The organism is Chitinophaga skermanii (assembly GCF_003259335.1).
Lineage (GTDB): Bacteria > Bacteroidota > Bacteroidia > Chitinophagales > Chitinophagaceae > Chitinophaga > Chitinophaga skermanii.
The window spans coordinates 252,455-265,216 of the sequence record NZ_QLLL01000001.1; the positions used below are offsets into that span (position 1 = coordinate 252,455).

Here is a 12,762-nt window from a genome sequence, read left to right on the forward strand (position 1 = left end):
GAGTACGATAGTTAATCACGGCTCCGCGTAGAGATCCTCCTTTCTTTAAAGAAGCAAAGAAATTAACACAGGTAGTTATGCATGTAACAGGAATATCGCTGGTCTTTTATGTAAATCCACCTTGTTCATATCCATTTTCCATTCTTTCACCGTCAATGTGCGAATAAACTCTGTTGGGCCTGTAAGGTCAACAGCTACGCACAACCGTGTACTATCCTTACAATGCTGCAGGATATCTTGTACTACTTGGTTATTACGGTAAGGTGTTTCAATGAAAACGATAGTTTGATCGCGTTTTTGCGAGGTGGCTTCTAGGTCTTTAATAGTTTTGCCGCGTTCTGGGTTTTTAACGGGTAAATAGCCTGTAAACTGGAAGTTCTGGCCATTCATCCCGGAGGCCATTAAGGCGAGGAGAATGGAGTTAGGACCCACCATAGGTATAACAGTAGCACGCACTTGGTGAGCTACTTGCACAATTAGGTTGCCGGGATCGGCGATGGCTGGACATCCCGCTTCACTGATAATGCCAATATCGGTTCCTTCTAGCAAGAGCTTCTTAGCCAATGCAAGATCGGGTGCATGGTTTTCATGCATGAGATGCAGCTGTAACTCGTCGATATTGATATTTCTATCGAGTGCTTTTAAGAAACGGCGTGCTGTACGTTCATTTTCCACGTAAAATACACGTAGTTTTTGCACAGTTTCAGTGATGTACGCGGGTAAAGAGAACAACGCGTCGGCGCTTAAAACGGTGGGTACTAAGTATACTTTTCCTAACTGCTTCATTTTAGTTTCTGTTGTTGTATGTGGATGGTGGCGGCAATTACCGCGTAACAAGGTGCAATAATAGGAATGAAAATCAATATATAGTACACCAAGCCATTGCCTACCGCCATGCCTTTATGTTCACGAATGAAGGCAATACTTTCTTTGATGCTCATTTGTTTCCTTTCAAAACTATAATCCATCATCGAAAATCCCCAATAAAAGCATTCCACTAACCATGCTACCAAGGGTGTTATTAAACCAACTAACGGAATAAAGGCTAATATAGATAAAGCCAACATCAACGCCGTTTGATAAACCATGTTACGGAACGATATTTTAATCCCGCGCCAGATGTCTTTTATGAATTGGGAGAAGTTGAAAGGGAAGTCCTTTCCTTGCATGATGGCCTCTGTTTTCTCACTTAAAAATGCGAAAAGTGGAGAACCTACTATCAAGAAGAAATATTTAAAAAAGGAAATGTACAGCAAGAGGGTAATAAGCCGTATACACAACCCGGCCAGTATAAATAAAAAGTTGAGGAAGCTACTGCCCAATGATGCTAACCATTTCTTCAACGGTAAGAAATTCATCAAAGAATCTACCAATTCACCAATATATCCCCATACAAATACGGCGCCTAAGAAAAATAATGCGCAGTAAATAAGTCCCGGGATAATGATCCACTTCCAAAGCTTATGCTGTTTAATAAAGGTATGTGCTTTACCATATGACTGTATTGCACCAAGTACTTCTCTTAAAGAAAACAAAACAAACGTATTTTACTGTGACAGAATATAGGTTATGAATTATAGGTTGAACTAAAAATAGTAATATTTTTGGTCATGGCTAAATTAGACCGCGCATTCTACTTGCAAGACAACGTTGTAAATGTAGCCCGGCAACTGCTAGGTTGTAAAATAGTGACCATGTTCAACGGTGAGCGCACCGCTGGTATTATTGTAGATACAGAAGCCTATAAAGGTATTACAGATCGTGCTTCGCATGCATTCAATAACCGCCGTACCAATCGTACCGAAAAGATGTATCTCGAAGGTGGTTATGCCTACGTTTATCTCGTGTACGGTTTGCATCACCTCTTCAATGTAGTAACAAATCAGCAGAATCACCCCGATGGAGTTATGCTACGAGCCATTGAACCCGTGGAAGGAATTGATGTAATGTTGAAAAGATGCGGGAAAACGAAGCTGGATTATTCACTTACGAATGGCCCTGGTAGCCTTTCTAAGGCATTAGGGATTACTGTACAGAATGCCGGCGAAGACTTGACCGGTAACTTGATTTGGATCGAAAAAAATAACAAAACATTACCAAATTCAGCAGTGATGATAACCACCCGGGTAGGTGTAAATTATGCAGGCGACGATGCTTACTTACCCTATCGCTTCTACATAAAAGATAACCCGTACCGCAGCAAAGCAAAAGGATTGCCCCTCCCCTAAAATCAAAAACCGCCCTACTAAGAAGGCGGTTTCTACTATGAAATAAGTTCAATATTAATATTAGAAGCGAGGACAATGTTGCCTATAACGACTATTCTCATCACGACGGTGAATGTAGATAATCGACAACTCCATACCACCACGGTAGTTAGAAGCGGCACGTAGTGTAGACACGTTGAAGTCGTAGCTTAAACCTACTTGCACGTTTTTAAACTCTAAACCCACATAAGGGTTTACCGCATCTTTGTAACGATACCAAGCACCTACATAGAAAGTAGTAGGCTCTTCCGGTATACCGTTTACTAAGAAGCCGATAGCACCGCCCAAAGCCGTTTCAGTAGCTTGGTTCTGGCGCATATGGTAAGCACTTAAGTGGATACGATTGTATTCGCTGATAGGAAATGAACCACCAGCATGCACCGTGTAACGGTAGCTTAAACGGTTGTTATTTTGCCCTAAGAAAGATTCGATAGGTTGTGTGAAGTGATAGTAAGAAGCGCCAAGGTAAGCATTCGCATCTTCTCCAATTAAACCATTGTACAATAAACCTACGTTGTAATCCATATAGCCAATGCTAGGATTAGCAATTGATTCACCGCTGGGTAAAGATGGATCGAAGCCGGTATTACCGATTTGGTTTTCAAAAATCAACTTCGTTTGATCTATACGTTTATTTACCAAAGCCATCTGAACACCCAAACCTAAAGTGTGGTTGCCATCAACGTCTAAGGCTTTATGATAGGCAGTACTTAAAGCAGCGTATGTAGTAGTTAAAGCACCGGAACCGGTTTTGTCATACATCGCTAAAATACCTACGCCCCAAATATCATTATAAGAAATTCTATCCTTCATAATTCCGAAATCAGCTGCTACTGTTCCCGTTACGTAAGGTGATGTAACACTGCTCCATTGTGAGCGGTAATTACCCGATAACCGGAAATCCCCGGAGAAATAACCGGTAAATGCTGGATTCAAAGTAAGGGGAGAAGCAAAGAATTGCGTGAAATGCGGGTCTTGCGCTTTTGCAGAAAGCGTAATAAGGATAATGGCTAAAGATAGTAGAACTCGTTTCATACAACAGGTTATAGCATATAGGATAGACACTATATAATGTGAAGGTAATTAAATAAAATCATATTTCAAATTAAAATTATATAATTATTCTTGTAGGAATGCCTGCCTCCAAATCATATGCATTAAAAAACACCGCAAATCGCAGTTTGTTAACTAATTATATAAAATTAGTCACATTCCTGTTTTGCGGTGTTTCCGTGTATTGCTAAAAATAATATTCTTATTGCTGCATCTTAGAACCGAATGCCAAATCACCGGCATCGCCCAAGCCTGGTACAATATACCCCTTGGCAGTCAACTCATCGTCAATATCACCGGCCCAGAGGGTCATATTGGCCGTATCTGCATTTCTTTGTACATATTCGATACCCACAGTGCAAGCAATGGCCGTTACAATGTGAATATGCGATGGTTTGCCAAATTCTACAATGTGCTCAATCGTTTTCACTAAGGATGCACCTGTAGCCAACATAGGGTCGGATAAAATAAGCACTTTCCCTTCTAAGTTCGGGCAAGAAACATATTCAAGGCTAATATCAAAAGAACCATCGCGGTTATGCTTACGGTAAGCGGAAATAAACGCATGATCGGCTTTATCGAAATAATTAGCTAATCCTTCATGTAACGCTAACCCAGCACGTAAAATTGTACCAATAACAGGCTGTTCTTTTATGACGTGGCAATTTGCCGAACCCAATGGCGTTTGTACTTCCTTATAGGCGTACGTTAAGGTTTTGCTGATTTCATATGCAGCTACCTCGCCCAAACGCGCCATGTTCCTACGGAAACGCATGCGATCTGTTTGAATCGATGCATCACGGATTTCACTCAACCACTCTCCTACCAAAGAGTTCGTTTCACTCAAATTAATAATCATAAGCTTTGCCTGTTTTGCGCTGCTAAAATAGGACACTTTAGCCATTTAGCCCCATTAAAAATAACAAATCCACCTCGCAAAGGCAAGGTGGACTTGTTTATCGTAGCAAAGCATGGGTTATTTCAAGATGGCTGCCTTTTTCACCAATTGGATGAATTCGGCGCAATACCCCTCATTATCATCGCCTTTTGCCCCTTGGGCACGGCTAATTACTTCATCGTAGTTTGCTTGTGCTTTGTATTGAGATTGACGCAGCAATAATCCAAATTCCGCCACTGCCGATGCCAAACGGAAATCACGCGGAGCTTGGTCGATTGTTTGCATTGTGGGTTTTAACGTGGTAGATAACAGGTTGCTTTTCATTTCGCCCGGCAATTTATAGCGGGTTTTCACGGTTAATAACTCGTCGTTATACACACCTATATTCGTCACCTGCTGGTATTTCAATGGATCTACGGCTGGTCTTCCTTCCGAAGCGCCAATAGGCACAATCTCATACAAGGCGGTTACTGTATGACCAGCACCCATTTCTCCTGCATCTTTCTTATCGTCATTAAAGTCTTCTTTGTTCAACATCCTATTTTCATAACCTACTAGGCGGTATGCTTGCACAAACTTAGGGTTGAACTCTACTTGGATTTTCACATCGTTCGCAATGGTGAATAGGGTGCCGCCGAATTCCGTCATGAACGTACGGCGGGCTTCTTCGAAGTTGTCGATGTAAGCATAGTTTCCGTTACCTTTATCTGCCAAAAGTTCTAACTTTTTATCTTTATAGTTTCCCATACCAAACCCAAGTACAGATAAGTAAATACCTTTATCTCTTTCTTTTGTAATTAGTTTTTCCATGGCTTCATCACTCGATTCTCCTAAGTTGAAATCGCCGTCTGTAGCCATTACAATCCTATTATTCCCTTTTTTAAGGAAGTATTTGGAGGCTGTTTCATACGCTAATGTTAAACCCGCGCCCCCTGCGGTACCACCAGATGCTTCTAAGCTTTGTAATGCAGTAATAATCTTCTCTTTATCGGCGCCGGATGTAGAAGGCAATTTAACAGAAACTGCTCCTGCATAGGTAACAATAGCCACACGGTCTTGCTCGCGCAATTGGTTAATGAGTACTTGGAAGGCACGTTTCACCAATGGCAATTTATGCTCGCTATACATCGATCCTGAAACATCAATTAAGAATACAATGTTAGAGGCTGGTAAATGCTCTGTTTGGATGGTTTTGCCTTGCACACCGATTCTTACTAATTGGTGTGTTGTATTCCACGGACAAACAGCCATATCGGCATATACCGCAATTGGGTGATCTGTTTGCGGCGCTGGGTATTTATAGTCGAAATAATTCACCATTTCCTCTACACGTACAGCATCCGCAGGAGGTAGTTGCCCATTGTTTAAAAAACGACGAATATTGGAATATGCTGCACGATCAACGTCGATGGAAAACGTGCTTAATGCTTCATCTTTTACATTCCGAAAAGCATTGTCTTTTATGCTGGCATAGGATTCTTCTTGCCTATCTGCATAGCTATAATACCCATAAGCACCGGCAGGTGGAGGAGTGGCTTTGTTCGACATAGTAGAAACGCCCCTAATCATCACTTTTGCGTGCTGGGTAGGTTGTGTTACATTGCTCATAACAACCGATTCTTGCAATGCCTGTTGTGCCCTTAGTACGATTGTTACCGGGGAACTTGTAGTTCCATCTACATCAACTTCTTTCGCTGTATAACCGATATACAATACCTTTAAACGTGCTTTCGATTGGGTTAATTTGATGGAGAAATTACCCGATTGATCAGCTGCTACACTGTTCTTCGTGCCAATTTCCAATATGGTGGAAAATGGTAATGCCTCGTTGTTTTCATTCACTACTTTCCCTGTAATTGTTAATGATTGTGCATATACCTGCACCGTGAATAAAGTAGCCGCGATAAGTATTAAAAAAGACATTAATTTTTTCATGGTCCCCGTTTTTCGTTCGTAAAAATGATGCACCCATTTCCCGTTCTCCATAAATCGGCTATAAAAATTTTGTACGATGCCTTTGGGAATATGATGTTACCTTTGCGGAAATTTTTGATAATGGTTTATCATGTTATTGGCTTGATGAGTGGTAGCTCACTCGATGGCTTGGATATAGTAAAAGTAGAATTAACCGAGGTTCGCGGGCAATGGACATACGAAATCCAATACGCAGAAACTTTAGCATATACAGCGGAATGGTCCGATAAGCTGGCAAATGCCGCTAACATTTCCGCAAAAGAGTACGTTTTATTACATGCCGCTTACGGTCGTTATATGGGCGAATTGGTGAATCAATTCATCGAGAAAAATGCCCTCGAACATAAAGTGCATTTCATCGCTTCTCACGGTCATACAACTTTCCATTTCCCCGCATTTCACGCAACTGCACAACTCGGTGATGGCGCTACATTAGCGGCTGTTACAGGTTTGCCTGTTATCAGCGATTTGCGCGCAATGGACGTGGCTTTAGGCGGCCAAGGTGCACCTATTGTACCTATCGGCGAACTAATGTTATTACCGGGCTATGATTTTTATCTCAATCTTGGCGGTATTGCTAATATATCTGCTCCAATTAACGACCAGTACGTTGCATACGATATATGCGCTGCTAACCGTGTTTTAAATGCCCTCGCAGGTATGCTAGGAAAAGCATACGACGCGAATGGTGATTTGGCGAAAGGTGGTCATGTGGATGAGAAATTGTTAGCACAATTGAATGCACTTCCTTACTTCGAACAAGCTTACCCGAAGTCTTTGGATAACAGTTTCGGTGTAGATGAAGTGTTACCCATTATTCAATCATATACTTTAAGTGTACAAACCAAATTACGCACAGTAGTTGAACACATCGCGCAACAAACCGCGAAAGCTGTTGAACAATTACGTGCACAAGGTACTACGGCGGCTACTAATAAATTATTGGTTACCGGTGGAGGAGCACATAACCAGTTTTTACTGGAAGTATTAGATGGGTATGTAAGCAAATTGGGTATCGATATAATTGTACCCGATGAACAAACGGTCAACTTCAAAGAAGCCTTAATTATGGCTTTGATGGGCGCTTTACGCTGGAGACAAGAGGTGAATGTACTAAGTTCTGTTACAGGTGCTTCTAGGAACAGTGTGAATGGTGCTTTGTGGGTCGGCAACGATGTGTAACTCCAATTCGCAAAATAAACTAGGTTGGTCGGTGTTTTCGTAACATCGACCTTTTTTATGTCAAACATTGATGTGTCAAATAAAAAACGCTTCCTGTTGTAGGAAGCGTTTGGTTTATATGTTTCATATGATAGGCTCGTGGCGATTAAGCTTTATACACAAAATCAAACTTATCTCCATCGAAAAGTCCTTTATCACTGAGCTTTAAATGAGGTATCACTAGTAAAGCCATGAAAGAAAGTGTCATAAAAGGTGCCGATAATTTACTGCCCATTTGTTTTACACTTTTATCCATTTCACTGTATTGCAATGCAACATCATAGCCATCGTGTGTACTCATTAAGCCGGCTACAGGTAAGGGTAACAACTGGATGCGTTCTTGCGTAGCGATACTAATACCGCCTTTACTATCGATTAGTAAGTTGACAGCTTCACAAATACTTTGATCGTCGACGCCCACTACAATAATGTTGTGACTATCGTGTGCTACTGTAGAGGCAATAGCTCCTTTTTTCAAGCCAAAGTTTTTAATAAACGCGGTTGCAACAGGCGCTTCGTTGTAGCGGTTTACAACGGCTATTTTTAATACATCTTGCGTAGTATCGGTTTTAATTAAACCATCCTTTACTTTGAGGGTAGCTGTATTAGCAGGCGTAATTAGTTGCCCGTCGAGCGCTTCAATAACAGGCACTGTAACGGTTTTGTCGTTTTCGTTAGCGGCTTTTACAGCGAAATCTTTAGCAGATTTAAAATCTACGTTAAATTGATTAATGGTGGATGTAGGTACTGGTTGGATGAGCGTTCTACCGGCTTCAGACACTTGTTCTCCTTGGATAAATGTACGCATGATGTTGAAGTTTGTGGGATTGTCGATCTCGATGAAATCTGCTGGATCTCCAACGCGCAACAAGCCCGATGAAAGTTTGTAATGTGTAACAGGATTTATACACGCTGCTTGAAGGATGTCGTATAAGTCGTATCCTTTTTCCAGCGCTCGTTTCACCAATAAGTTAATATGACCTTCTACCAGGCTATCGGGATGTTTATCGTCACTACAGAACATTAATTCTTTCGGGTGAGTAGCAATGAGCGGTACTAATGCTTCGAAATTCTTGGCCGCACTGCCTTCTCGAATCAAAATTTTCATGCCGTAATTCAGCTTATCTATTGCTTCATCTATGGTAAAACATTCGTGATCTGTACTAATACCCGCTTCGATATACTGGCGGGCTTGCTCGCCGCGTAGACCTGGCGCATGACCATCTACCGGCTTGTTGTGTTTCTTGGCGGCGGCTAGTTTTGCCAGCACACCAGGGTCTTTATGTAATACCCCGGGGAAGTTCATCATCTCGGTCAAATACTTCACATCTTCCCTCGCCAATAGCTTATCCACATCTTCGGGCGTAATAGTGGCCCCGGCCGTTTCAAAAATAGTAGCCGGTACGCACGACGGTGCCCCGAAATTAAAATAGAACGGTACTTGCTGGCCGTTTTCTAACATATATTCTACCCCGGGCACGCCGCATACGTTCGCAATCTCGTGTGGGTCGGATACAGTGCCAATGGTGCCGTGCACAACGGCCAAACGGGCAAATTCCGATGGAACGAGCATAGAACTTTCAATATGCACATGAGCATCAATAAAACCGGGTAAAATATAGGTGTTCACATGATCGGCAATGGGCGTAATTTCCTTGATAACGCCTTCTTGTACCGTGATACGGGCAGGAAATACCCTTTTGGCCTCAATATCTATGAGGTTTGCTGCAATCTCGAAACTATTCATGCAGCAAAAGTAAAAGAAATATCTGCGACCAGGACGCAGTTCCTAGTTTGGCCTAATTTTAGCCTGTTCGTACTGCGATTCTACCTTTTGGTACAACAGATTTTTTGTTATTATCTTTAAAAGGATACATTTGTATTACATCTTCTAAAACTCTAAAAAGAAACTTATGAAACGTTTTAAATTGTTTACCCTCACGATGGCATTGACTTTCGCAGCTTTTACAAGCTTCGCACAAACTGCGGATGAGGTAGTAAGCAAACACATCGAAGCGATGGGCGGATTAGATAAATTGAACGGAATTAAAAGTCTTTACGCTGAAGGTAGCCTCGAAGTACAAGGTATGGAAATCCCTTTCAAACAATGGATTCTCCACGATAAAGGCATGCGTATGGATATGGAAGTAATGGGTACAGCCAATTCACAAGTTGTAACAACTACCGGTGGTTGGATGTATATGCCAGTTCAAGGTATGTCTGAACCCAAAGAATTAACTGCTGAAGAAGCAAAAGCTGGCCAAGGTCAACTCGATTTAAAAGGCGAATTGGTTGATTATAAAACGAGAGGTATCAAAGTTGATCTGAAAGGTAAAGAAACTATCGACGGCGTTGAATTATACAACTTGTTGGTTACTAAACCTAACGGCGAAACGTCAAACATCTATATCGATACAAAAACAAACTTGATCAACAGGAAAGCTGAAAAGAAAAACATCCAAGGTCAAGATGTGGATATCGTAATCGTATTCGGTGATTACAAGAAAGGTCCTGAAGGTATTATGACGCCAACAACGTTAGAACAACCGGCTATGGGCGTGAATATCAAAATTAACAAGTATGCTTACAATGGTGCTGATGTGACAGAAACATTGTTCAACAAGCCAGCAGGGAAATAATTAATTGATATATCAATTTTTGATAAGGAGTTTCGAAAGGAACTCCTTATTTTTTTGCATATAAATTCACCATGGCTTTCGCTTCTGTTGCCAGTTTCTCTGCTAAGCTAGCCGGTGCTATTACTCTTACATTCGCACCGTAACTCAATAACAACATCGTTAACTCCGTATTCAATACCACCTGGATGGAAATCCTACATTCTTCCTCGTTATCTGTTAATAAAGTTTGCGTAGCATGAATAGGCTGCGATTTGATGTATTTCCCTTGTAAAGGGGTAAACGACAGTTCTACGTGTTCTGGCGCTTCGCCAGGCACGGTTATGCCAATAGCGTGCTGGAAATAGCTGGCATCGTCGAAGTTTTTTTCGTCGAACTTTTGGTTGGTAGGCCATAAGTCAACCAGCCTATCTAAACCAAACGTAAGCACAGTACCACCGCGGGTTTGTTGACTTTTACCGATCAGGTAAAAACGATCTTGGTACTCGCGGAGGTGATAAGGTTCTACCCAGTGTTCCTTGGGCTCGTCGCGCCCGAAGCTTTGGTAGGCAATGCGAATAACGCTGCGTTCTTTGATGGCGTCGACAATATCTGGAATAAAGGAGGCGCCTTTATATTGGGAGGCCTTACTGAACTTAATGAGGCCTTGGGTTTCGAGGTTATCGCGGTTGATTTTTAAGCTGGCGGCAATTTTTAGGATGGCGTCTTCAAATTGTTGAATAACGGGCAGGCTACGGAATTGCTCGAGGATACCGATGGCGATTTCGAGTCCTTGGAGGTCGGCTTCGTCGATAGGTATTTGCTTAATGGAGTAATTATCGTCGCTATACGCGTAGGTTCTCGACGAGCGATCGTATACAATCGGTGCATTGTAATTCAGACTGGTATCGCTGCGCATGTGCTGGATATCCTGTTGGATCGTTCTTTCACCTACGGGCTTTTCGATTTTATCGGCCACATAAGCAATGATATCGGCGAGCGTGGGTTTGGGTAAACGTTTGTTTCTTAACCGTTCGTCGATCCAGCGGAAACGAGAAAGCGCGTCTTTATTAAAAGGCATGAATTGCTGTTTAAGGAGTAGTAAAAATAAGGAAAAATGGCTGTGATAGGGCATTGGGCAGAAGAATTGAAGAAAAATTCATCTCTTTTTTTACTGCGCATATCCAGTGCGTGGTGAGCGAATAATTTCGTATCATCAAATCATAGCAAAATGAAAAAGATAGAAGCAAATAAAAGCGGACTAATAACGACGGGCATTTCCATTGGCCAGATTATTTTGGACGACTCGCATTATCTCACTTTCTGGGGCTATATCCAAACGCCTGGAGGTGAGTGGAAAAGATGTGACTTTGTAACCAATTACGAGGTATTAAATAACATGTTGCGCTACTTAGAAGAACATGATGAAGCTGTACAAATGGCCATTGTGCAGAAGTTGGAGCACATGGAGCATATACCCGAAATGATAGACTTTGAAGCCCAATTAGGCCACCCTGTCAAATTTGAAGACATGCGGTTCTACTTGGCAAAACCCATCTACAAACGTAAAGATGCTTGGGCTGCTTATGCGCAAGACAACTGTTTCTATATTCAAAAAGTAGAGGCCATCCCAGTCCCCAAACCGGCCAAACCTGCCGTGAATATTGAAATTGATCAATGCATGCAAGTATTAGCAGACCATTACGAGCTGTATTTGGGCTATTTAGAGTTGGATTTCCCTGAAGATGATGCCCGTAGGAAAGCCAACCTAACGAACGACATGAAATATACCTTAGCTTATTATGCTTGGAAAGAGCAAGAGCTAAAGGATAAGCAGTAGCCGGCCTTTACCCCGCTTGTTTGTTAACAACCAGTACCCCAACCCGGCAAGTCCACAACTGTATTATTTTACAGCACAGGACATCCACTTCAAATTATCTTGCAGGCTGAGGATTAATATTTTCTAATTTTGTGAAATTTTTTACTAGAAGTCTATAATATTTATAGGAAATTAGTATTTTTGACCACATAATTGAAATACTATGAGTTTAAGACTCGGCGACATTGCCCCAAACTTTAAAGCTACAACTTCGCAAGGCGAAATTGATTTTTATGAATTCTTAGGTGATAACTGGGGCGTTTTATTCTCGCATCCTGCTGATTATACACCGGTTTGTACAACTGAGCTAGGTAAAACGGCTTTGTTGAAGGACGAATTTGCAAAACGTGGTGTTAAAGTATTGGCAGTGAGCGTTGACCCGGTTGATAAACACTTAGGCTGGATCAAGGACATTAACGAAACACAAAATTGTGATGTAACGTTCCCAATTATAGCTGATGAAGACAGAACAGTAGCGAATTTGTATGGTATGATCCATCCAAATGCGTCAGAAACTTTCACTGTTCGTTCTTTGTTCGTGATTGGTCCTGATAAAAAAGTGAAATTAACCATCACTTACCCAGCATCTACAGGTAGAAACTTTTACGAGGTTTTACGTGTTATAGATTCATTACAATTAACAGCTAAGTACAGCGTGGCAACACCGGCAGATTGGAAAGATGGGGAAGACGTGATCGTAGTTCCTGCGATTCCTACATCTGAGATCCCTGGCCGTTTCCCGAAAGGCTTCACAGAAATTAAGCCTTATTTACGTACAACGCCTCAGCCGAATAAATAGCTGAAAATCAGTTCGCAAAACAAGTAAATTGAATTTATTTGAGACACTTATAAAAT

Annotated in this window: 12 protein-coding genes; 5 read left to right on the plus strand and 7 right to left on the minus strand. The window is 41.6% G+C overall.

Going from position 1 to position 12,762, the window contains the following annotated elements; all coding sequences use genetic code 11:
- Positions 1–75: 75 nt before the first annotated feature.
- The gene (locus LX64_RS01095; protein WP_111595756.1) at positions 76–786 is read right to left on the minus strand and encodes an SAM-dependent methyltransferase; all 711 of its coding nucleotides are present in this window, start codon (positions 784–786) and stop codon (positions 76–78) included.
- Positions 783–1,535, minus strand: a complete 753-nt coding sequence (locus LX64_RS01100) for an EI24 domain-containing protein (protein ID WP_111595757.1) — start codon at positions 1,533–1,535, stop codon at positions 783–785. Before LX64_RS01100 ends, LX64_RS01095 begins: the two co-directional genes overlap by 4 nt.
- A gap of 75 nt (positions 1,536–1,610) precedes the next feature.
- Between LX64_RS01100 and LX64_RS01105 the strand changes: the two genes are divergently transcribed.
- On the plus strand, positions 1,611–2,228 hold the full coding sequence (locus LX64_RS01105; RefSeq protein ID WP_111595758.1) for a DNA-3-methyladenine glycosylase: 618 nt from the start codon (positions 1,611–1,613) through the stop codon (positions 2,226–2,228).
- Positions 2,229–2,288: 60 nt separating this feature from the next.
- Here LX64_RS01105 and LX64_RS01110 read toward each other — a convergent pair whose 3' ends face one another.
- The 3 genes from LX64_RS01110 to LX64_RS01120 form a co-directional block, all read right to left on the minus strand.
- Entirely contained in the window at positions 2,289–3,302 is a 1,014-nt protein-coding gene (locus LX64_RS01110) for a PorP/SprF family type IX secretion system membrane protein (RefSeq protein WP_111595759.1), read from the minus strand.
- A 220-nt stretch (positions 3,303–3,522) separates the two neighbouring features.
- On the minus strand, positions 3,523–4,179 hold the full coding sequence (gene upp / locus LX64_RS01115) for a uracil phosphoribosyltransferase (RefSeq protein WP_111596319.1): 657 nt from the start codon (positions 4,177–4,179) through the stop codon (positions 3,523–3,525).
- A gap of 117 nt (positions 4,180–4,296) precedes the next feature.
- Positions 4,297–6,153, minus strand: coding sequence for a YfbK domain-containing protein (locus LX64_RS01120; protein WP_111595760.1), 1,857 nt, complete (start codon positions 6,151–6,153; stop codon positions 4,297–4,299).
- A 120-nt stretch (positions 6,154–6,273) separates the two neighbouring features.
- On the opposite strand from LX64_RS01120, the gene LX64_RS01125 reads away from it, so the two are divergent.
- On the plus strand, positions 6,274–7,374 hold the full coding sequence (locus LX64_RS01125; protein WP_111596320.1) for an anhydro-N-acetylmuramic acid kinase: 1,101 nt from the start codon (positions 6,274–6,276) through the stop codon (positions 7,372–7,374).
- 145 nt (positions 7,375–7,519) lie between these two features.
- Here the strand turns inward: LX64_RS01125 and ade are convergent, their stop codons facing one another.
- Positions 7,520–9,160, minus strand: a complete 1,641-nt coding sequence (gene ade / locus LX64_RS01130) for an adenine deaminase (RefSeq protein WP_111595761.1) — start codon at positions 9,158–9,160, stop codon at positions 7,520–7,522.
- 166 nt (positions 9,161–9,326) lie between these two features.
- Between ade and LX64_RS01135 the strand changes: the two genes are divergently transcribed.
- On the plus strand, positions 9,327–10,052 hold the full coding sequence (locus LX64_RS01135; RefSeq protein ID WP_111595762.1) for a LolA family protein: 726 nt from the start codon (positions 9,327–9,329) through the stop codon (positions 10,050–10,052).
- A gap of 46 nt (positions 10,053–10,098) precedes the next feature.
- On the opposite strand, the gene LX64_RS01140 is transcribed toward LX64_RS01135, so the two are convergent.
- Positions 10,099–11,109: a helix-turn-helix transcriptional regulator gene (locus LX64_RS01140; protein ID WP_158538494.1), complete on the minus strand. Its 1,011-nt coding sequence runs from the start codon at positions 11,107–11,109 to the stop codon at positions 10,099–10,101.
- Positions 11,110–11,259: 150 nt separating this feature from the next.
- Here LX64_RS01140 and LX64_RS01145 point away from each other — a divergent pair, with 150 nt between their 5' ends.
- Together LX64_RS01145 and LX64_RS01150 are read left to right on the plus strand one after the other, a co-directional pair.
- Entirely contained in the window at positions 11,260–11,868 is a 609-nt protein-coding gene (locus LX64_RS01145) for a hypothetical protein (RefSeq protein ID WP_111595764.1), read from the plus strand.
- A 202-nt stretch (positions 11,869–12,070) separates the two neighbouring features.
- Positions 12,071–12,706: a peroxiredoxin gene (locus LX64_RS01150; protein WP_111595765.1), complete on the plus strand. Its 636-nt coding sequence runs from the start codon at positions 12,071–12,073 to the stop codon at positions 12,704–12,706.
- Positions 12,707–12,762: the final 56 nt, after the last annotated feature.